General features: G+C 65.1%; 21 protein-coding genes. 11 read left to right on the forward strand and 10 right to left on the reverse strand.

Features of this window, described 5'->3' with window-relative positions; translation table 11 throughout:
• Positions 1–36 precede the first annotated feature (36 nt).
• The 5 genes from ABDB87_RS06550 to ABDB87_RS06570 all read left to right on the forward strand — a co-directional run bounded on the left by ABDB87_RS06550 (position 37) and on the right by ABDB87_RS06570 (position 5,399).
• Positions 37–660: a leucine-rich repeat domain-containing protein gene (locus tag ABDB87_RS06550; protein ID WP_345925229.1), complete on the forward strand. Its 624-nt coding sequence runs from the start codon at positions 37–39 to the stop codon at positions 658–660.
• 404 nt (positions 661–1,064) lie between these two features.
• Entirely contained in the window at positions 1,065–1,853 is a 789-nt protein-coding gene (locus ABDB87_RS06555) for a LysE family translocator (protein WP_345925231.1), read from the forward strand.
• Positions 1,854–2,086: 233 nt separating this feature from the next.
• Positions 2,087–2,470 (forward strand): nuclear transport factor 2 family protein, encoded by a 384-nt coding sequence (locus ABDB87_RS06560; RefSeq protein ID WP_345925233.1) that lies wholly within the window; start codon positions 2,087–2,089, stop codon positions 2,468–2,470.
• 132 nt (positions 2,471–2,602) lie between these two features.
• On the forward strand, positions 2,603–3,106 hold the full coding sequence (locus ABDB87_RS06565; RefSeq protein WP_345925235.1) for a hypothetical protein: 504 nt from the start codon (positions 2,603–2,605) through the stop codon (positions 3,104–3,106).
• A gap of 268 nt (positions 3,107–3,374) precedes the next feature.
• Complete coding sequence (locus ABDB87_RS06570; RefSeq protein WP_345925236.1) at positions 3,375–5,399, forward strand: helicase-related protein; 2,025 nt, start codon at positions 3,375–3,377, stop codon at positions 5,397–5,399.
• Between the two features lie 31 nt (positions 5,400–5,430).
• On the opposite strand, the gene ABDB87_RS06575 is transcribed toward ABDB87_RS06570, so the two are convergent.
• Positions 5,431–5,817, reverse strand: a complete 387-nt coding sequence (locus ABDB87_RS06575) for a NirD/YgiW/YdeI family stress tolerance protein (protein WP_345925238.1) — start codon at positions 5,815–5,817, stop codon at positions 5,431–5,433.
• Positions 5,818–6,036: 219 nt separating this feature from the next.
• On the opposite strand from ABDB87_RS06575, the gene ABDB87_RS06580 reads away from it, so the two are divergent.
• Positions 6,037–6,402, forward strand: a complete 366-nt coding sequence (locus ABDB87_RS06580) for a hypothetical protein (protein ID WP_345925240.1) — start codon at positions 6,037–6,039, stop codon at positions 6,400–6,402.
• Positions 6,403–6,420: 18 nt separating this feature from the next.
• On the opposite strand, the gene ABDB87_RS06585 is transcribed toward ABDB87_RS06580, so the two are convergent.
• From ABDB87_RS06585 to ABDB87_RS06600, 4 genes are all read right to left on the reverse strand, one after another.
• Positions 6,421–6,918 carry a LexA family protein gene (locus ABDB87_RS06585; protein WP_345925242.1) on the reverse strand — a complete coding sequence of 166 codons (498 nt, stop codon included), beginning with the start codon at positions 6,916–6,918 and terminating at the stop codon, positions 6,421–6,423.
• A gap of 92 nt (positions 6,919–7,010) precedes the next feature.
• Complete coding sequence (locus ABDB87_RS06590; protein WP_345925244.1) at positions 7,011–9,050, reverse strand: M3 family metallopeptidase; 2,040 nt, start codon at positions 9,048–9,050, stop codon at positions 7,011–7,013.
• 160 nt (positions 9,051–9,210) lie between these two features.
• Entirely contained in the window at positions 9,211–10,617 is a 1,407-nt protein-coding gene (locus tag ABDB87_RS06595; protein WP_345925246.1) for an MFS transporter, read from the reverse strand.
• 130 nt (positions 10,618–10,747) lie between these two features.
• Complete coding sequence (locus tag ABDB87_RS06600; RefSeq protein WP_345925248.1) at positions 10,748–12,061, reverse strand: right-handed parallel beta-helix repeat-containing protein; 1,314 nt, start codon at positions 12,059–12,061, stop codon at positions 10,748–10,750.
• A 235-nt stretch (positions 12,062–12,296) separates the two neighbouring features.
• Between ABDB87_RS06600 and ABDB87_RS06605 the strand changes: the two genes are divergently transcribed.
• A complete protein-coding gene (locus ABDB87_RS06605; protein WP_345925250.1) occupies positions 12,297–13,016 on the forward strand; it encodes a rhamnogalacturonan acetylesterase in 720 nt (239 codons plus the stop codon).
• A gap of 18 nt (positions 13,017–13,034) precedes the next feature.
• On the opposite strand, the gene ABDB87_RS06610 is transcribed toward ABDB87_RS06605, so the two are convergent.
• Together ABDB87_RS06610 and ABDB87_RS06615 are read right to left on the reverse strand one after the other, a co-directional pair.
• Positions 13,035–13,466: a hypothetical protein gene (locus ABDB87_RS06610; RefSeq protein ID WP_345925252.1), complete on the reverse strand. Its 432-nt coding sequence runs from the start codon at positions 13,464–13,466 to the stop codon at positions 13,035–13,037.
• A 30-nt stretch (positions 13,467–13,496) separates the two neighbouring features.
• Positions 13,497–13,928, reverse strand: coding sequence for a hypothetical protein (locus ABDB87_RS06615; protein WP_345925253.1), 432 nt, complete (start codon positions 13,926–13,928; stop codon positions 13,497–13,499).
• Positions 13,929–14,113: 185 nt separating this feature from the next.
• On the opposite strand from ABDB87_RS06615, the gene ABDB87_RS06620 reads away from it, so the two are divergent.
• Together ABDB87_RS06620 and ABDB87_RS06625 are read left to right on the forward strand one after the other, a co-directional pair.
• Complete coding sequence (locus tag ABDB87_RS06620) at positions 14,114–15,049, forward strand: alpha/beta hydrolase (protein ID WP_345925255.1); 936 nt, start codon at positions 14,114–14,116, stop codon at positions 15,047–15,049.
• Positions 15,046–15,237, forward strand: a complete 192-nt coding sequence (locus tag ABDB87_RS06625; RefSeq protein WP_345925258.1) for a hypothetical protein — start codon at positions 15,046–15,048, stop codon at positions 15,235–15,237. Before ABDB87_RS06620 ends, ABDB87_RS06625 begins: the two co-directional genes overlap by 4 nt.
• A 31-nt stretch (positions 15,238–15,268) precedes the next feature.
• Here the strand turns inward: ABDB87_RS06625 and yciA are convergent, their stop codons facing one another.
• A complete protein-coding gene (gene yciA / locus ABDB87_RS06630; RefSeq protein ID WP_345925259.1) occupies positions 15,269–15,712 on the reverse strand; it encodes an acyl-CoA thioester hydrolase YciA in 444 nt (147 codons plus the stop codon).
• A 216-nt stretch (positions 15,713–15,928) separates the two neighbouring features.
• On the opposite strand from yciA, the gene ABDB87_RS06635 reads away from it, so the two are divergent.
• A complete protein-coding gene (locus tag ABDB87_RS06635) occupies positions 15,929–16,918 on the forward strand; it encodes a M14 family metallopeptidase (RefSeq protein ID WP_345925261.1) in 990 nt (329 codons plus the stop codon).
• A 132-nt stretch (positions 16,919–17,050) separates the two neighbouring features.
• Here ABDB87_RS06635 and ABDB87_RS06640 read toward each other — a convergent pair whose 3' ends face one another.
• On the reverse strand, positions 17,051–17,308 hold the full coding sequence (locus ABDB87_RS06640; RefSeq protein ID WP_345925263.1) for a TIGR02647 family protein: 258 nt from the start codon (positions 17,306–17,308) through the stop codon (positions 17,051–17,053).
• 228 nt (positions 17,309–17,536) lie between these two features.
• Positions 17,537–19,441, reverse strand: coding sequence for a rhamnogalacturonan acetylesterase (locus ABDB87_RS06645; RefSeq protein ID WP_345925265.1), 1,905 nt, complete (start codon positions 19,439–19,441; stop codon positions 17,537–17,539).
• A gap of 192 nt (positions 19,442–19,633) precedes the next feature.
• Here ABDB87_RS06645 and ABDB87_RS06650 point away from each other — a divergent pair, with 192 nt between their 5' ends.
• Positions 19,634–20,569 (forward strand): ZIP family metal transporter, encoded by a 936-nt coding sequence (locus ABDB87_RS06650; protein WP_345925267.1) that lies wholly within the window; start codon positions 19,634–19,636, stop codon positions 20,567–20,569.
• Positions 20,570–20,621 lie beyond the last annotated feature (52 nt).

Raw genomic sequence — 20,621 nt, forward strand, 5'->3', positions numbered from 1 at the left:
GCTGCCCCTGATCTCAAACGTTAGGCGTTTTAATCAATGTCCGCTTCATATGAACTTCGTGATGATGAACATGGGATTGGACGAGTCCTTATACCCAGAGGCTCTTGGAATGCCGAGTGTTCGTTTCGCTTGAATATCGGGGATGTGAGAGCTGTTCGATTGAGTGAGTCAGCTGGGTTTCGCGATACAGACTTAGGATTTCTGTCTCAGTTTCAGAGCTTGCGCTCGGTCGAGATCTACTCCTCTGCGGTCAAAGACATCCAGCCACTTAATTTTTTGAATATGCTTGAAGTGTTGGGGCTACAAACCAACGCGAAAACTACGCTGGGTGCAGAAAACTTTCCATCGCTGCGCGTAGCATTACTCCGGTGGTCTAAGGGCATGGAGGCGCTGCTTTCGGCACAAAGTCTTCGATATTTGAATGTCGTGAATTTTCCATTCGAAGATCTTTCCTCACTATGCAAGCTGTCAGGCCTTCAACGTCTGTCCCTTACATCACGCAAACTCAAATCATTGGCAGGCATCGGAACTCTGACAGAGCTTCAACACCTTGATCTTTATGCTTGCCCAAATCTGCGGTCACTTCAGCCTATAGCTGAGCACGCAAAACTGACAAAAGTCGAAGTCGAGTCTTGCCGTCACATCCCGAGTCAGCGGTGAAATCGCCTCTCAAGTCAAGCGAGCCATTGAGGCGCAGCGTGAGAATGGCGGCTAACCTGTTCGACAACCGGACCCTTTACAGCCGGCCCCTAGCGTCAAACGTCCGCTTATCAATCTCCTAACCGTCGCCTTTGGGTCGAATGCGGCCTCGCCGCAACGGCCGTAACCCGGAATGCGTGCCCGAATCGTAGGTCGGAAAAGCGAAGCGCCTTCCGACGTTCGGGAATTACTGGCGGCGATGGCGTGAATTGAACGACACGAATGGCCGCATTTCGATTCGCCACACACCCGCAACGGGTCGAATGCGGCCTCGCCGCAAGCAGCCCGGTTGCTCTTTCTTGTATCGCCAGGTGTCAGATGGCGCATGCGGCTTTCCCGGCCTGCGGCGCTGAGTCATTCACGCCATGCCCCGCGAATACGTTCTTGGCGAGATCGATCCCGACGACAATAATGCTCGTGACGTCCCTTTCGACGCCGTGTTGATGAAGCCGCCATCAGGCGGCGTCCGGCGCGGCTGGGGGACGGAAAAGCCTCTTTCATTCGTTACGCAGCCGAGAACAACACCCATGCCCCTCAATACCTGGCTTGTCTTCGTCGCCGCCGTCTTCGTGCTCACGGTCACGCCCGGCCCGTCCGTGCTGATGGCGGTCTCCACCTCCGTCAACCGCGGCTTCCGCCAGGCTGTTCTTGCTGCCCTGGGCAGTACGAGTGCCGTCGTCTGCATCATGCTGCTGTCAGCGGTCGGTCTGGGGGCCATCCTGTCTACGTCCGAACTGCTGTTCAACCTGCTCAAGTGGGCTGGCGCGGCGTATCTCGCCTACCTGGGCATTGCTTCGCTCTTCTCGTCTGGCGGCAACTTGACGCTCACCGATGAGGGGGGCTCCATCCAGGCTCACAGCTTCGTGCGCGGCTTCCTCGTCGGGGCAAGCAATCCCAAAGCGCTGATCTTCTTCACCGCGCTCTTTCCGCAGTTCATCGATCCAGCGCGTCCGCAGCTTCCGCAGCTTTTGCTGCTCTGCGCGACCTTCGTGGCGTTCGAGCTCTTCTGGCTCACCACCTATGCAGCGCTTGGCAGTCGGGCAAAGCGCTGGCTGCAACACCCCGGCCGCGCGCAACTGTTCAATCGAGCCACAGGCGGAGTCTTCCTGCTCGCCGCCGGAGTCCTTGCCTCGGCCAGGCGCAGCGCAGCCTGAGCTTTTGCTAGGGCAGACGTGATTCTTCGCTCAAACCTTCATGGGGCGACACTGCTTCGGGAGAATCCAGGTTGAGGCGCTAGAAAAACCCGCTGTGAAAAGTCGGGAATGTTTGGGGCCGAAAATCGAGCTCTCAAGACACCCTGTATTGAATCATCGTCACAGTGGTGAAGGTTTTTTCTACCCCCTCCTTAATCGGCACAATCTGTCTCCACGAGCACATCGAACGACCCATGCCTACAAGAACACCTCTCTCAGTCGTACAAGCGCAGCTTGATGCTTACAACGCCAAAGACATCGAGGCGCTGCTTGAAACCTACGCACCAGATGCCGAGCAATACACATTGCACGGCGATCTGCTGGCGAAAGGTCACGACCAATTACGTTCGCGCTTTCTCGCGAGATTCAAGGAACCGAACCTGCATGCCAAGCTCATGGCCCGAATCGTCGTCGGCAACATCGTCACCGACTCAGAGTTGATCACCCGAGACTTTGAAGAGGGCCTCGGCACTCAGGAAATGCTCTGCATCTACGAGATTGCAGAAAGTCGAATTCAGAAGGCGTCGTTTGCACTGGGGCAAAAGACAATCCATGTCCCAGTACAGAGCGCTGCCTGACCCTTTGATTCCATCGTCTTAAGGCAGGCCTCAGAATTTGCCGTCTTGCGGCGAGGCCGGGTTTTCTGTGCGCCTCGTTTAAGCTCACCCTGTTTTTTGGCAATCCTTCACGCCACACGGGAACATGGAAAGATGCCTGTCTTCAGTGCGTTTGTACTGATTCTTGGATTTGTCGCTGCGGTCTATTTTCTGCAAGCGCGCGAGTGCAGCGCTGCCGGTCCGATATTTCGTCGAGTCGCGGCTTCATCACCTGTTGCGCTTTGGCTTTCGGCGTTCGTGTTTTACAGCTATTTCGTGTTGCAGCCAGACGGCTATGCGATCAGAAACGGGCTTGTCACTTCTCCAGCCAAAGATCTTGTCGTTGTGCTTGCCTTGTCAGCGCTGGAATCCGTTTTCATGGCCTGCGTCGCCCGGTTCGGTCCGCGCCGACATGTGCATCGCGCCTTGTTGCTGCTTCTGGCGTTTCTTCCCTGGGCGATATTCTGGCTGCTGAGTTCCATGCACGCCGCACCGGTCTTTACGGCACATGCCTTGTGGCAGATCTTCGTGGTGGCAGGTCTGCTGATTTCCATCGTCACCTGCTTCATCAGAAAGCTCCAGCCAGCCAGGCTGCACAAGCAGCAAAGCAGCAAGTAGCCCGGATGAATGCGAAGCCGGAATCCGGGTTATTCCTCGCCACATGCCCGCTCCCGGATTCCGCTTTGCTGCATCCGGGCTACGCAATCAGAAGCCGGTGGTGCGCATTGCGCACCCTGCCAAGTCGATCCCTGCCTCCTTGACTGGAAGCCCTCGCACCTGATTCGCAAAGCCTGAAGGCGTTTGCGGCTTTGCCGCTCTGCGCGCTGCTGCTATCTTCCCCCGGTCGATCAATCCCTCTTGGCCCTGCCGGGCCGGCACGCTTCCCTTGCAGAACACGACTCCGAATCCGAAAGCCGATCCCTTGCTGGAGCTGATCCAGCCGGATGAGGCGATCCAGCAGCATCTCGCCCGTTTCGGCGCGCGCCTGATCCATGTGAATGAAGTCGTGGCCATCGAGGTGGCTGGCGAGATCGAGGGGCTGATTCCGGGCGGCGCGCCCCTGCCCTACCGGCTGGTGCCGGATCAGGGCTCGCTGGCGAAGATTGCCAAGTGGCGGCGGCTGAGCCCGGAGCAGCGGCTGGCGCTGGTGCAGGAGCGGATGACGCCGGCAATTCACGACGCGCTGGAAGACGACATCGCGGATTTCGTGATCGACGTGCAGAAGCGGGCGCGCAAGTCCGGCGTGGATGCGGTGGCCTTTCTCGGCGCGCTGCAGACCGGGCGCGAGCTGTTCAGCCGGCGGCGCCAGGTGGTGGAAAACCGCCTCGAGGAAGCGCTGCACCGGCGCGAGGAAACGGAGCATCGCGATGCCGCGCTGCGCTCGGTGCCGCTGGCGCGCTATCCGGAATCCTTCGAGCTGGCGTCCGGCATGCGCCGGCGCTTCATCGCGATTCTCGGCCCGACCAATTCCGGCAAGACCCACCAGGCGATGGAGGCGCTGACCGCGGCGAAATCCGGCGTGTATCTGGCGCCGCTGCGCCTGCTGGCGCTGGAGAACTACGAGCGCCTGCTCGACCGCGATGTAGCAGTGAGCCTGGTGACCGGCGAGGAGCGCCGCCTCACGCCGGGGGCAACGCATGTGGCGAGCACCATCGAGATGCTGGACACCGGCCGCCAGGTGGAGGTGGCGGTGATCGACGAGATCCAGATGCTGGAAGACCTGGAGCGCGGCTCGGCGTGGACGGCCGCGGTCTGCGGCGCGCCGGCACGCACCGTGTACCTGCTCGGTTCGCTGGCGGCGAAGCCGGCGGTGGAGGCGCTGGCGCACCGGCTCGATTGCCCGCTGGAAATCCATGTGCTGCAGCGCAAGTCGCCCCTGTCGATGGAGCCGCATGCGGTGGGCAGCATCGGTCAGCTGCAGCGCGGGGATGCGGTGATCGCCTTCTCGCGCCGCGAGGTGCTGGAATGGGCGGCGGGCATCGCCCGCGCCGGTCTGCGCGTGGCCACGCTCTACGGCAACCTCTCGCCGGAAGTGCGGCGTGCACAAGCGCAGCGCTTTCGCGATGGCGAGGCGGATGTGGTGGTGGCCACCGATGCCATCGGCATGGGGCTGAATCTGCCGATCCGGCGGGTGGTGTTCACCACCGCCAAGAAATACGACGGCATATCGGAAGACATCCTGCCGGCCTGGCTCACGCACCAGATCGCCGGGCGTGCGGGGCGCTTCGGCATTCACGAGGCGGGCCACATCGCCGGCTTCGACGACAGCACGCATCGCGCCATCGCACGCCTGATGAAGACCCATCCGGAAGACCTGCCTTCGCGCGGTTTCTATGTGACGCCTTCGCTGGAGCAGCTGCAGAGCATTTCGCGCGCGACCGGCGAACAGTCGCTCGCGAAGCTGCTGGAAACCTTCTCGCGCAACATCGATCTGTCGGACGACTTCTTCCTGCCGGGGGATTTTGCCGAGCAGATCGACCGCGCCCGCTGGCTGGATGTGCTGCGGCTCTCGCTGCCGGAGCGCTTCACCTTTTCGCTGGTGCCTTTCTCCAGCCGCGTGACCATGCTCAACGATGCCTGGCAGGCCTGGGCGCGCAAGGTGGCCAATGGCCGCCGCAATTATCTGAGCGATGATCTGGAGGCCTTCGAGCGGGCGAAGTATCCGCTGCAGGCCGCAGAAGACGCCTGCAAGAAATACTCGGCCTATGCCTGGCTCGGCTACCGCCTGCCGGATTTCTTCCCGGATGCGGAAGCGGCGGTCGAGATCGCGCGCGAGACCTCGGCGCGGGTCGACCGCATGCTGGCCGCCCAGAACCAGGATGGCCGCCGTGCCGGCGCCCGCGATACCCGCCGCCCGCCGCATCGCTCGGGCGAATCAAGAGGCGGCATGCTGAGACGCGGCCGGCGCTGAGGCAGGCAAACGCCCGGCATGCAGCCAGGCTTCACTGCACGACGCGAATGGCGATCACCTTCACCTTGCTGTAACCGAGGGCCTTGCCCACATACTTGCCCTGGATCTCGACCCGGGTGTGCTGATCGATGGCGCTGCCTGCCGGCCACGGCCACACGCGGTGCTTTTTCTTGTGATCGTGATCGTCGTCGACATCAAGCAGCATGCTGCCGCTGCCATCGGAAAACTCGTAGAGATCGTGATCGAGCTGGCGCGTGATGTGGCCTGTCAGGGTCACGTAACGGTCGACGAGGCTGCCCTGCAGCGTTTTGACATCGGTCGCCGCAGCGGCCGGGCCCACATACTGGGCCGAAGCGGGCAAGGCCAGCCAGCCGAGCAGGCTCAGGCTGGCAAGGGTGGTGGCAAGGCGTGTGTTCATGGCTGACTTCCCTGATCGGCGCCGCAACGGGATGCGCGGCATGGAAGGCAGTGTGGCGGCGGCGAGCTGAACAGCCGCTGAACGGGAAGCGGTGGAGCAGCGCTCGGAAGGTGTGACCAACACAACACTCGCCTTCGGTCAATTCATGACAAACGAATGCTCCGGGCTATGATCCCTCACCCTGCATCCGCAGGACATGACAAGAACAAGGGGACACACATGATCCGATCCATCACCGCCTGCGTCATCGCCACGCTGCTGCTGGGAGGCTGCGGCAGCGTACAGATCCAGAAGTCGGGCATGACGCCGGTAGCGGCCGAGGGCGACTGGCAGTTCAATCATCCGGAAGTGCATGACAGCCGCACGCAGATCCGGGACATCTGCATGAAGACGATGTTCCGCGATACCAATGAGGCTTCACGCCCGGTGCGCTGCGCCGCCTATGCGGCCTGCCAGATCACCAGCCAGCGCTCGCAGGTGGCCGGTGCCACCGAAACGCAGTTCTGCCAGAGCGTGACGAAACCGAGCGCGCGCTGGAATACGCTGCAGCGTTTCGAGCAATTGCTGGGCGAGCAGCGCAACTGAGGCCGCGAAGCCGCCTGCTCAGACGCCGAAGCGCTTGAACTCGCCGACCACCACGCCCCAGATCGTCAGCTCGCTGCCGTCTTCGGGCTGGATTTCGGGGATGTCGGGATGCTCGGCCTGCAGCGCGGTCTTGCGGCCACGGTGATGCAGGCGGCGGACCAGGCGCTCGCCATTCACGCAGGCGAGCACGATGTGGCCGTGGGCGGGCTGGATGCGTTTGTCGACGATCAGCATGTCGCCATCGAGGATGCCGGCGCCGGTCATCGCGTCACCGCGCATCTCGACGATGAAGCTGGCTTCGTCATGACGCACGAGATAGTCATGCACATCGATGCAGCCGCGGGTGTCGTCGGTGGCCGGCCCGGGCGGGGCTTCGGCCGAGCGCGGGCTGACCGGCATCGCGGTGCGGCGCAGGCTGCTGCGACGCGTGCGACGCACTTCGGGCAGGGCTTCGGGAGGCGCCGAGGACGAGGCGCCGACGATGGCGACGAAGGGGAGCGCTAGCTGGGGAGACATGGCATCGCGTGAAACTGTATGTTTGTACAGTATCGTAAGGCGCGATGCCGCTGTCAAGCGATCCGGCCGCGCAGGCCGGATCGCTTGCCGGATCAGGCTTCGGCCGGCAGCAGCCCGCGTGCGCGCAGCAGCGGTTCCACGACCGGATCACGCCCGCGGAAGGCGCGATAGGCTTCGGCCGGCGGCACGCTGTTGCCGGCGCTGAAGATGTGGCGCAGCAGGCGCCTGGCGGTGTCGGCGTCAAACAGCCGGCCGGCTTCCTTGAAGGCCTGGAAGCCGTCGGCATCGAGCACTTCTGCCCACATGTAGACGTAGTAGCGCGAGGAGTAGCCGTCGCCCGCAAACAGGTGGCCGAAGTGCGGCAGGCGGTGACGCATGCGGATCTCGGCCGGCATGCCGATGCGGGCCAGCTCGCGGGCTTCGAAGGCAGTCGGATCGAGGTCGGCCGGGTCGGTCTGGTGCAGCGTGAGGTCCAGCAGCGCGCAGGAGAGGTACTCCACCGTCTCGAAGCCCTTGTTGAAGTTGCCGGCGGCGCGGATGCGCTCGATCAGCGCATCCGGAATCGGCGCGCCGGTGTCGACATGGCGCGCATGCCGGCGCAGCACTTCGGGCTCGAGCGCCCAGTTTTCCATGATCTGCGAGGGCAGCTCGACAAAGTCGCGCAGCACGTTGGTGCCGGCCAGCCGCGCCGGGCCCACGTCGGAAAGCAGGCCGTGCAGGCCGTGACCGAATTCGTGGAACATCGTGCGCACGTCATCGAAGCTGAGCAGGGTCGGCTCGCCGCGGTTGAAGTTGTTGTTGTTGAGCACCAGCGGCAGCACGCGCTCGCCATCGATGCGAGCCTGGCCGCGCAGCTCGCTCATCCAGGCGCCGCCCTGCTTGGTGGGGCGGGCGAAGTCGTCGGCCTGGAAGATGCCGATCAGCTGACCGTTGCGATGCACTTCGAAGCTGCGCACGTCCGGGTGATAGGCGGGCAGGTCGGCACGCTCGCGCATCTCGATGCCGAAGAGGCGGGCGGCGCAATCGAAGATCGCGGCGCGGACGCCTTCGAGCGAGAAGTAGGGCTTGATCTCGGCGTCGTCGAGCTGGTAGCGGCGCTGGCGCAGCTTTTCGGCGAGATAGCGCCAGTCCCAGGGCTGGATGTCGGTCGGCTCGCCGAGCTCGGCGGCCAGGCTGCGCAGGGCTTCCAGCTCTTCAAGGGCGCGGCTGCGGGCCGGGGTCCATACGCGTTCGAGCAGCGCACGGGCGGCGTCAGGCGTGCCGGCCATGGTGTCGACGAGTATGAAATCGGCATAGGTCGGGTAGCCGTGCAGCTGGGCCTGCTCGTGACGCAGGATCAGGATCTCGCGGATCAGCGGACGATTGTCATGCTCGCCTTCGTGTTCGCCACGGGCGAGCCAGGCTTCATAGGCGCGCTGGCGCAGATCGCGTCGCGACGAGAAGCTCAGGAAGGGCGAGACCAGCGAACGCGAGAGCGTGATGACCCAGCCTTCGAGGCCGCGATCCTTTGCGGCAGCGGCGGCCGCGGCGCGCAGGTCGGCGGGCAGGCCGGCGAGGTCGGATTCGCGTTCCAGATGCAGCACAAAGGCGGCTTCATCGGCGAGCACGTTCTGCGCGAAGCGGGCGGTAAGCCCCGCCAGCTGCTCGACGATGGCGGCATAACGCGCGCGCTGCGGGCCGGCCAGGCGTGCGCCGGAGAGCACGAAGTCGAGGTGCACGCGTTCGGTGAGGCGCAGCGATTCGGCGTCCAGCCCGAGCTGGTGGCGATCGGCATGCACGGCTTCGATGCGGGCGAAGAGGCCGGCATCCAGCGCGATGGCGGTCTGGTGGGCGGCGAGCTTCGGATTGAGCGTCAGCTCGATGGCCTGGATCGAAGGCGAGGTCGCAGAGCCCGCCAGGTTGCTGAACAGCAGCGCGATTTTCTGCAGCAGCTGGCCGCTGCGGTCGATGGCCAGAATGGTGTTTTCATAGCTGGCCGGCTCGGGGTTCGCCACGATCGCGGCGATCTCGGCGCGGTGCTCGGCCATGGCGGTTTCGATGGCGGGCAGGAAGTGCTCGTCATGCAGGTCGCCGTAGGGCGGCAGGCCGAAGGGCGTGTTCCAGGGACGAAGCAGGGGATTGGTCTCAGGCATGGGAGTCCTCGTCGGAGGCCGGGCCGGTCGGCCGGGCGTGGCGGAGTGACATCCTGCAACTTGTGGCCGCAGGACGCCGGGTGGGGGAGTTTCTGTGCGCGCCCCGCATCTGGCAAGCCGGCGGCACGGATATCCGCCTTGTCGATTTGCTGATAAGCCTTCAACGGCGCGGCTTGTGGCCGGAAACCTCGGCACCGGCATCCGCCGGCAGGCGCAGGAACATGAAGGCCGCGACCAGCACCATCAGGCCGTTGAGCAGAAAGGCGACGCGGAAGTCGGTCAGGCCGGGGCCGCTGGCGCCGCGCACCGCCTGCGAAGCGTGCAGCATCAGCGCCGAGAGCGCCACGCCCAGCAGCATCGCGAGCTGCTGCAGCATGCTGGTGAGCGTGCTGGCGGAGCTGCGCGCGGCGCGATCGAGATCAGCAAAGGCAAAGGTCGCCAGCGAGGTGAATTGCATCGAGCGGGTGAGGCCGGCGAAGAACAGGCTCGCAAACATGAGTCCGCGCGCGGTATCCGCCTCGAACAGCGCGCAGGCGGCAATCGAGAGCCCGCAGAGCGCGGCATTGGTGCTCAGCACGCGGCGAAAGCCGAAGCGGCGCAGCGTGGGCGTGGTGATCGCCTTCATGCCGAGGTTGCCGAGAAAGTAGGCGAGCAGGAAGCTCGAGGCCTGCAGCGCGGTGAGCCCGAAGCCCACCTGGTAGAGCAGCGGCAGGAGGAAGGGCGTGGCGCTGATGCCGATGCGGATCCAGGTGCCGGCAGACAGCGTGGAGAGCGCAAAGCTCTGCAGCGCGAAGGGCTTGAGATCCAGCAGCGGCGTGGGGCTGCGGCGCAGGTGGCGGATCGCCAGCCCGCCGATCACCGCGCCCAGCGCGATCAGGCTCCAGGGAAGCGGATGGGTGATGAGCCCGTGCCCCATCATTTCGAGGCCATACAGCATCAGGGCCAGTGAGAGCGCGGTATAGGCAAAGCCGGCCCAGTCAAGCGGATGGTCTTCGCGCAGCGGCTGCTCGACCAGATAGCGGCGCGAGAGCCAGAAGCCCGCCAGCCCCAGCGGCAGGTTGAGCAGGAAGTTCCAGCGCCAGCCGATGTAGGTGGTGATCGCGCCACCGATGACCGGGCCGATCACCGGCGCGATCAGCGCCGGCCAGGTGATGAAGGTGTTCGCTTCAAGCAGCTCGGCCTTGCTGGCCTGACGCATCACGATGATGCGGCCCACCGGCACCATCATTGCGCCGCCGAGCCCCTGCAGGGCGCGTGCGCAGATGAATTGCGCCAGTGACTGGGCCAGCCCGCAGGCGAGCGAACCGATCGTGAAGACGAGAATCGCGGCGAGGAAGATGCGCACCGCGCCCCAGCGCTCGGCGAGCCAGGCCGAAAGCGGCATGAAGATCGCCACGACCAGCATGTAGGTGGTGATGCCGACGCTCATCTGCACCGGCTGCACGCCCAGGCTGGCGGCCATCTGCGGCATGGAGGTGTTGAGGATGGCGCCGTCGAGCATCTGCATGAAAGAGGCAGCGGCAACGATCAGCGCGGTGCGGCGGGTATCGGGATGGAGCGTGCTCATGAGGAACGTGCGGGCGACTCGAGGGGATGCCCTGCCCCGGATTTTAACCGGCTTCGCCGCCCGGCCGCGCCTGAAAGCACAAGGCCCGCCTTGCGGCGGGCCCTGAAAGCGCTTGCCGGCCCTGGCCGGATCAGCGCTCGAAAGCGCCCAGATCAGGCACGGTACCGGTGTAGGTGATGCCGCTCACCACGCCGCCCTTGTCGATCAGGTCGGAGCTGCTCGCCAGATGCAGCCTGGTGAGCTCGGGCAGGCTGCCGTCGGATTGCCGCGCGGCGTCCCAGCCGCTGGTGGAGACCGACTGGAAGTCGATGTCGGACACGGTGACGCCAGTGGCGCTATCCCAGCTGTTGTAGCGGGTGTTCACGCCGGACGTATTGGCGAGCAGCGTGCCCTTGTAGGCGATGTTGTTACGCAGGGTGCCGAGGTTGGCCGCGCTGCCGTCGGAAGCCACCCCCAGCATGTTGAAATTCACCGCATTGTTGTAGGCGGTGTTGTTGAAGTAGTCGTTGGCCACCGGGTGGTGGTTGGCATAGAAGCCGTTGGCCTTGTTGCTGAAGGCCACCGAACGGCGCACCACATGCTTCGGCGCGCTGGCCACATAGCCGCCGCCATAGCCGCCGACCTTGAAGCCATTGCCGTTGCCGGCCGCCACCGCGGTGTCGGTGCCCGGCAGATAGCCCTGGTGCCAGGCCCAGGAGCCTTCGATGGTGATCGCGGAATAGGCGTTGATGAGGTCGAAGCCGTCATCGGTGTTGTTCCAGGCGCGGCAGTTGCGGAATACGTTGCCGGGGTTGTCCGCCTTCACATGGGCGCCGAAACCGTCGGCATTCTGGCCCGCGCCGCTCTTGCTCTTGGGGTCGTAGTTGTCATGCGAGTCGGTGTTCACGATCAGGTTGTTCGCGCCGTTGGAGAGGAACACGCCGGGGCCCTGGATGCCATGCACGTTGAGCTGCTGGATGGCGTTGTAGCTGCCATTGATCCAGATGCCCCAGGACTCGTTGTTGAGGTAGTTGCCCTGCAGTACGCCCTTGATCTCGATGCCCTTGAGATAAACCCAGGACGCCGAGAGGTTGATGCCCTTCACCCGGCAGTCAGCGGTGAGCCCGCTGAAATCGAAGACCGGCGTTTCGCCGGTGTAGGCGTAGTAGCGGATCGGGTTGCTGGTGCTGCCGCTCTTGTTGAGCAGGATCGCGTTGACCGTGTCGGTCTGCGAGGCACAGGTGTTCGCGCCGGTGGTGATCTTGTAGGTGCCGCCGCGCAGGTACACGGTGTCGCCGGCCACCGCTGCCGTCTGCGCGCGGCTGAGTGTTTTCCAGGGCGCGGCGAGCGTGCCGGCGGCGGTGTCACTGCCCGAGGGCGCAACGTAATACGTGGCCGCCAGCACGAGGGCCGGCCCGGCGAGGAAGAGTCCGCCCAGCAGGCGGGCGAGTTGTGATGCGTTCATGTCGGTCTCCAGAGTTCTGCCCGAAGGCGTCTTCATGCTTTATGGTTTTCGGATGCTGCGGTGCGCAGCCTAGGCCCGCCGGCATCCGATCGCCAGATGCGCCGATCAGCGGCGAACAAGCAGCGCGTGACCGGTCACGGCGCGCTGCAATGCAAATTCCTGCAAGCAGCGCAACGCTTCGGGCAGGAGTTCGGCCACAATGCCGTTGTCCTTTCCGCCACGCATCCCTGCCCTCATGAAACTCCGCCACCTGCTGCTGCCCCTTGCCCTGATGACGAGCCTTGCCCACGCTGAAACCGTGTTCCTGATCGGTGATTCAACCGTGGCCGACTACAAGCTGCCCGACCCGCGCCAGGGCTGGGGCCAGGCCATTCCGCCGAGCTTCGCTGCCGGTGTGACGGTGAAGAATTTCGCGATTCCGGGCCGCAGCTCGAAGAGCTTTCTGGAAGAGGGCGCCTGGGAGCCGGTGCTGGCGCAGATCCAGCCGGGGGATTACGTGTTCATCCAGTTCGGCCACAACGACGAGAAGATGGACGCCGACCGCCACACCGACGCCTATGGCAGCTACCAGGAATTCCTCGGCCGCTACATCGCGGATACGCGCAAGGCGGGGGGCATTCCGGTGCTGGTGACGCCGGTGGCGCGCGGCGGCATGAAGAAGTCCAGCAGCATCGGTTCGCATGGCCGCTATCCGGCCGCGATGCTGGATCTGGCGAAAGAGCAGCAGGTGCTGGCGATCGATCTGACGACACTCAGCGAGAATCTCGTCCGCAAGACCTCGTTCAGCGAGATCAAGCCGCTCTACATCGCCTCGATCGACGGCAAGGACGACACCCATTTCACGCCGGCCGGCGCGAAGGTGATCGCCCGCCTGGTGGCGCAGGCCATCCGCGGGCTGGATACGCCGCTGGCCGCGAAAGTGCAGTTGCCCGCCGAAGCCGACGCGCCGAACTAGGCCAACACCTCGCGCGGCTCAGGAGGATTCGCCGATCAGCCCGCGGCAGGCTGCGCAGGCGAGGCCGTGCTGGTCGAGCCACAGCCAGGCCTCACCGACGCTGCTGCAGTCGATGACCGGCACGCCGAGGTCGTCGAGCACGCCCTGCCGGTCAGTGACCCGGCCGAGAAAGCTGCCCGCGTGGATGCGCAGCACGGCGACCGCGCCGTGGGTGACGGTCCACAGCGCCAGCTCGCGGGCGGTGGCGAAGCTGTCGGGCGTGCCGCCTTCCCACTGCCGGAGGTCCATCACATGCGCCCAGCGGGCCGGGGCGCCGGCATCCTGCCATGAGCTGCGGATGGCGGTCTGCATGGCGCTGACGCCTTCCCGGTTGAAACTGCCTTTCACGACGACCAGGCAGACCTCGTCACACCAGTGAACAGTGCAGTTTCCATGAGCGGGTCGGGACATGTTTCAGGCTCCTCTTCGAGCGTGTCATTCTCAGCGGGAACCGGCAAAGCGCAAAGCACAGCCGTCACACCGGATGCCGCGCGCCTGCAGCCATTCGCAGGCCTCTTCGCGCGTGGCCACGGTGATCACCGGTACGTCGATGTCATCGAAGACGCCGCGCCCTTCGGTCATGCGCGCAAGAAAACTGTCCAGGTGGATGCGGACGATGGCCTGCGCGCCGTGCGCGGTCACCCAGCGCAGCAGATCATGCGAGGCCGCGAAGCCGTCGGGCGTGCCGCCTTCCCAGTGGTGCAGGTCCATGACATGCGCCCAGCCGGTGGGCGAACCCGCCGCCTGCCAGGCCGCCCGGATGCCCTCGAGCATGGCCTCCACCCCCTCGCGGTTGAAGCTGTCTTCCAGCACGACCAGACAGGCCTGGTCACACCAGCAGATGTTGAAGCGGCCATGCGCAGTGCGGGACATGAAACGCCCTCCGGAGCGGATGCTGACTGCACACTAGGCCTGCCTTCGCCGTCCTGCCATCGGGGCTGACCTCTACGGAATATCCGGTAACACTTTCGTGCTTGACCCCGCGGCCGCGGCCGACCGAACATGGGCCGCATCATGACCGGCCGGTTTTTTCCGGCCTCGAGACGGGGGGAATCATCGTGAAACGCATCCTGGCGGGTCTGCTTGCCGCGCTGGCGCTCTCGGGTGCTGCGGCCGGTCCCTTGCGCGACGCGCTGCGCGAGCATCGCCAGGTGCGGGCCTCATCGGAGTCTTCAGGCCTGGAGGACGGCACCGACACCGGCTCGGCCGGCACGCTGCCCGCGGGCAGCCGGGTGCTGCGCAACCTCGCCTACGGCGCCGACCCCGCACAGCGTCTCGACGTGTATCTGCCGGCCCGCCCGCAGCATGCGCCCGTCATTTTCATGGTGCATGGCGGCGCCTGGCGCACCGGCGACAAGGCGATGAGCCGGGTGGTGGACAACAAGATCGCCTGGTGGCTGCCGCGTGGCTACCTCTTCGTCTCGGTGAATTACCGCCTGCTGCCCGACGCCGACCCGCTGGTGCAGGCCGACGATGTGCGCCGCGCGCTGGTGTTTGCCCAGCAGCAGGCGCATGACTGGGGCGCGGACCCGGACGCCTTCGTGCTGATGGGGCATTCCGCCGGCGCCCATCTGGTGAGCCTGGTGAATGCGGCGCCGGCGCTGGCACTCGCCATGGGCGCGCACCGCTGGCGCGGCGCCGTGTCACTCGATACCGCGGCAATGGACATCGTCGCCACGATGACGCAGCACCACTACCGCTTCTATGACACCGCCTTCGGCACGGATCCCACCTTCTGGCGGCAGGCCTCGCCGAAGCAGCAGATCTCGGCCGACGCGCCGCCGATGCTTGCGATCTGCTCCACCCGCAGGCCCGACCAGCCCTGCCCGGCCACCCACGACTTCGCCGCGCTCGCGAGCCGCGTCGGCGCGAAAGTCGAGGTCAGCGAGCAGGCCCTGAGCCATGCGGAAATCAACGGCGAACTCGGCAAGCCGGGCGCCTACACCACGCGGGTCGACGCCTTCATCAGCCGCCTGGCAGCGGCCGCGCCATGAGCACGCCGGCCGGCAGCCACGCGCGCAGCGAGGCGGACAAGGCGCGACGCACCGAGGCCCTGCGGCAGCGGCTCGCGGCGGCCACGCCGCCGACACGCAGACCCGCCCTGCCCCGGTTCGCCGCGAGCGGGCGCAGCCTGGCGGCGCTGGCACTGCTGCTGATCCTGCTGCTCGTCTGGTTGCGCTGAGCCTGCCGCGGCGGGCGGCTCGGGCGGTGAATCAGGCCTGGCCCAGCTGGGCAACCACCGCCTGCAGTTCGGCATTGCCGTCGCGCGGAATCACGCGCGGGCGCTTGTCGGAGCCCACGGCCACATAGCTGAAGGTAGCCTCGGTCACGCAGAAGCGGTCACCGATCTGCTCGCCGGTCACCTTCTTGACCCAGACCTCCACCTTCACCTTCAGCGAGGTGCGGCCCACATGCACGCACTCGCCATACACGCAGACCACGTCGCCCACCGACACCGGGCGATGAAAGCTCATGCCGTCGACCGCCACCGTCACGATGCGACCGCGGGAAAGCTCCTTCGCCAGGATGGCACCGCCCAAGTCCATCTGCGACATGATCCAGCCGCCGAAGATGTCACCGGCCGGATTGGTGTCGGCCGGCATGGCCAGGGTGCGCAGCATCATCGTGCCGCGCGGCGTACGGGAGGTTTCGTCCATGGTATTTCCGTGAGGTTCCGGGTTTCTCTGAAAGGGGAAGGAAAGTCCTGATTGCACAGAATCTTTTTCCTGCCAGTGATTATGCCTCCGGCCTGCGCGGGATGCGCAAAATGCCGCGATAGCCCCGCGCCAGCGAGCTTCCTGCGACAATGGCGGCCCGGCAAACGCCGGTGTCACCGACTCAGCCCCGCCATTTCCCATTCACCGGAGCCCGCCATGAGCCATCCTGTCCGCACCAAACCGTCCACCACCGCACTGCGCGTCCACAGTTTCGCCGGTCTGGAAAAAGGACCGAAGCTGCTGGTGCTGGGCGCCGTGCATGGCAACGAGATCTGCGGCTCGCGCGCGATCGAGCGCCTGATCGCCGAATTCGATTCCGGCGGTCGCAGCCTGCGCTGCGGCACGCTCACCTTCGTCCCGGTGACCAACCCGCTCGCCTGGCACCTCAAGCAGCGCATGGGCGACCGCAACCTCAACCGCAACCTGCGCCCCACCGACGAGCCCGTCGACTTCGAAGACCGCATCGCCAACGCGCTGTGCCCGCTGCTGGAAAGCCACGATGTGCTGCTCGACCTGCACTCCTTCCACACTGGCGGTGAGCCCTTCGCAATGCTCGGCCCGCAGGACAACACCGGCACGCTGGAGCCCTTCGCCCATGCGCAGGCGGAGCAGGCGATGGCCGTGCGTCTGGGCGTGCGCCGCATCGTCGAAGGCTGGCTCGACACCTACGCACGCGGCGTCGCCCGCCGCCTCGCCTATCCGGACGCCTCGCTGCGCGCGCAGATGCTCAGCACCGATCCGAGCTACGGCGTGGGCACCACCGAATACATGCGGGCCCACGGCGGCTACGCCATCACGCTGGAATGCGGCCAGCATGAAGACCCCGCCGCGCCGGAAGTCGCCTACAAGGCCATCTGCAACACCCTCGCCCTGCTCGGTCTGATCGAAGCCCCGCAACCGGCGGCCCATCCGGCGCCGGAACTGCTGCGCCTGGTAGACGTGATCGACCGCATGCATCCGGACGACCGCTTCGTGAAGGAATGGAAGAGCTTCGATCCGGTGGCCGAAGGCGAAGTGATCGGCCTGCGCCACGATGGCAGCGAAGTGCGCGCACAGGGCAGCGGCTTCATCGTCTTCCCCAACCCGAAGTCGCTGCCCGGCAACGAGTGGTTCTACTTCGCCCTGCCGAGCAGCCGCGCGCTCTGACACGCACCGGCCGGATGTGCCCCGGATGAGGCGCGCGTGCGCAGGCTCATGAGCGCGCCGAATCGCGCCGCAACGGGCACAAAAAAAACGCCGGCATCACAGCCGGCGGTTTTTTTGGCGGACCGGAAAGGCTCAGGGCGTGCCGCCCAGACCGGGCGAGGTGGTCAGGATGGACATCACCGTCTGGGCGTGCTCGGCGGCGTCCCGCCCCAGCGGCGTCAGGTAGCCGCCGTCGATCTGGGTAATCAGACCCTTGTCGTGCAGGCGGGCTGCCGCCTTGATGAGCAGCGGGTCGGCATCGTGATGGATCTTGATGCCCTGCTGGCTGGTGGCCAGATCGAAACGCAGCAGCGTATCGAGTTCGTGCAACAGTTCGGATGTGACGGCCATTCAGGTCTCCTTCTTTATGGTTCTGGCTTGGCAGCATCTTAGCCTGCGGAATCGCTTCCTGCGCGCCGTGCCGGACGCCCGGCACGAGGGATTGAGGCAGGTCAGGCGCCCTTGATTTTCACACCGGAACGCGTGAGTTCCTGATGGACAAACCCCGGGCAACTTCGTTCTGCCCGCCCATGAAAAAGGCCGGGGACGGGCCCCGGCCTTCACCCCTGGTCCCAGCCCTTACTGAACGGAACCTTCGATGAGCACGTTTGCCATCGAGAGGAACTTGCTGGTCGAGGTCGCATCCTTGTAATACGGATAGAAACGCACCGACAGTTTCTGCCCTGCCGGTACGGCGATGGCCAGACCCGGATAGCTGAACTGGGTCATGACGTAGCCCGCACTGCTGCCGTTATTGGGAGGATTGATCTTGGAGGCGAGCGTCGTGGCGCTGGCGAATCCGTCCGTCGAATAAACGATATCCGCATACACGCCCGAGCCCCCGCTGCCGCCGAGATAGGCGCTGAAGCCGGTGACGGTCAGCGTCCCGCTGGTGGGCGCCACCGAAAATTCGACATAGCGCGTGGCATCCGCCGCCGTGACACCGACCGCAGAGTAGCGGTTGACGCGCCCGGTATAGGTCGTGCTGCCGACCACGCCATTGGTCAGCGAACCCACCGTGATGCCCGATCCCAGCACGGCATCAGACACCGATACCGAGCCTGTCGGCGTGCCCGCCAGCGAGTTGTCCAGCATCGCCCACAGTGCGGTGGAGGCAGAGCCCCCCACCGTGGCAAGACCGGTTCCGCTCACGCTGAGCGAGGCCAGCGCGCTGCCCGCCACAGTCACCCCAACCGTACCGCTGTAAGCCTGCGCCGCCGCCGGCTCGAAGCGCACGTACACCGTCTTGTTGAAGCTGCCGCCGGTGTAGCTGATGTCGAGCGTGCTGCTCCAGGTGGTCTGGTCGAGCGAGAGCTTGAAGCCGGTCGGTGCCGTCAGCGACGCGGTGCCTGCCGCCGGGCTCAGGTCGTAGCCGGAAACGTTCGCGAAGAGTGTCGTCGTCGAACCCGAGTAGGTGTTGGCAAAGCTCAGCGACGACACGCTGCTTGCCACGGCGGGCGCACTCGTCATGTAGCTCGCGAGCAAGCCCTGGCTCTTCAGCCCATCGATCGCCATCTTCGCCACCAGCGTGGCATACAGCCCGTTGAGGTGAGTGTCATCCGGGTAGTACAGGTTCGGCGTGACCACCGCGCCGCTGCCCAGACTCTCGACGAGCGCCTTCGTGCCGGCGGTGATGTCGATGATCGGCACGCTGTACTTGCTGGCGACGGCCTTCATCGCCGCCGTGTAGCTGCCACGCGGATTGCTCTCGCCGGACTTGGTCACTGCGCTCAGATCATGCTGGCCTTCCGCGGTCACTGCGCCATTGCTGATGTAGCGGCGCACGATCGGGGTCATCAGCACCGGATGAGCACCCTTCGCCTGAACTGCGGTGACATAGCGCTTGAGGAACTGGTAATAGGAATGCTCCTCACGCGTGGTCGTGCTGTCGACCACGTCGGTGCCGCCGGTACAGGCTTCGCCATCCGTCACCGCCGGGTCGCTGCAGAAGGCATAGGTGCCGTAGGTCGAGTAAGGGCCGGTGGAGTCGGTCGTGCCGTATTTCTGATCGTTGTGACCAAACTGGATGATCACGTAATCGCCAGCCTGGATCGCAGCAGATGCGCTGTCCCACTTGCCAGTCTCGTAGAAGAAGCTGCGCGAGCTGCGGCCGCCGGCGGCCCAGTTCCTGATGGTCACGGACGCGTTGAAGAACTGTCCGAATTTTTCGCCCCATCCATACTGCGGCCGACGATCATCGGTATAGGTCGTCATCGTCGAGTCGCCCAGCATGTGGATCGTGATTGCCGTGGTGGCGGAGGACGAAGCCGCGCTGCTTGAGCTGCTCGAGCTGCTTGTGGCGCCCGAACTGCTGGCGCTGCTCGCATTGCCGGACGATACGCTGGCGCTGCTGCTTGCCTTGCTGGAACTTGCCGAGCTGGTGGCCGGGCTGCCGGCGTCGCCGCCCGAACCGCCGCCACCGCCGCATGCACTGATTCCAACCGCGAGCAGAAGCGCCGCGATCAGCGTTGAGAGTTGTTTCATGCTTGTCTCCGATTGATATGAACCCCCCCTCTGCGGGGTCGGTTATCGGTAACACTAGAGCAAGGGGCAAGCGCTGAACCTGATCGGAATTGCTGTTTCAGCCGGAAGTGCCAAAAACCCCCTGATTGCGGCGATAGGCGACAGAATGGCCGCTCGGAGGCCAGAATCCCGCCGAATCACTGAGGAATGAAGATGGATACTGCGAGCCCTGCCCTCCCGACCCATTCGCTGCGCGCCGCCTGGCTCAGCCAGGCCAGAAAGCATCCGCTGGTTACAGCTGGCCTGCTGCTGGGGCTGGCCACCGTGGCGGTGCTGCTGGTCAACAGCCTCCGCGCCATCCTGGCCGGTACGGCCAGCCTGGGCCTCACCGAGGGCCTGCTGGCGGGTACGGCCGGTTTTCTGGCCACGGCCTTCGGCGCGGCAGGCGGACTGGTGCTGCGCGATGTGGGGCAGAAAGCGGAAGACAGCATGCTGGGCTTTGCGGCCGGGATGATGCTGGCGGCCAGTTCCTTCTCGCTGATCCTGCCCGGCATCGAGGCGGGCCGGACGCTCACCGGCAGCGGCACGCTGGGCGCGCTCACGGTGGTGGCAGGCCTGGGTCTGGGCGTGCTGCTGATGCTCGGGCTGGATCAATTCACGCCGCACACCCATGAGAGCTGCGGCGATTGCGGCCCCGGCTCGGATCGTCTCTCCCGCGTCTGGCTTTTCGTGCTGGCCATCACGCTGCACAACCTGCCCGAGGGCATGGCCATGGGGGTGAGCTTTTCACAGGGCGACATGAGTGTCGGTCTGCCACTGTCGACGGCCATCGCGATCCAGGACATTCCGGAAGGCCTGGCGGTGGTGATGGCGCTGCGCGCGGCCGGCATTCCGACCCTGCGTGCCGTGATCCTGGCAGCGCTCTCCGGGCTGATGGAGCCGCTCGGCGCACTGCTCGGGCTGGGGCTCGCCGGCGGTTTCGCGCTGGCCTATCCGGTCGGCCTCGGTCTGGCGGCCGGCGCGATGCTTTTCGTGGTGTCACATGAAGTGATTCCGGAAACCCATCGCAACGGTCACCAGACGCCCGCCACCCTGGGCCTCATGGCCGGCTTTGCGCTGATGATGCTGCTCGATACGGCGCTGGGCTGAGCGCGCGCTCATGCAACTCAGTTGCAATTGATAGCTGTTTATGGTGGAATTG

It is taken from the genome of Uliginosibacterium paludis, from assembly GCF_039631355.1.
Taxonomy (GTDB): domain Bacteria; phylum Pseudomonadota; class Gammaproteobacteria; order Burkholderiales; family Rhodocyclaceae; genus Uliginosibacterium; species Uliginosibacterium paludis.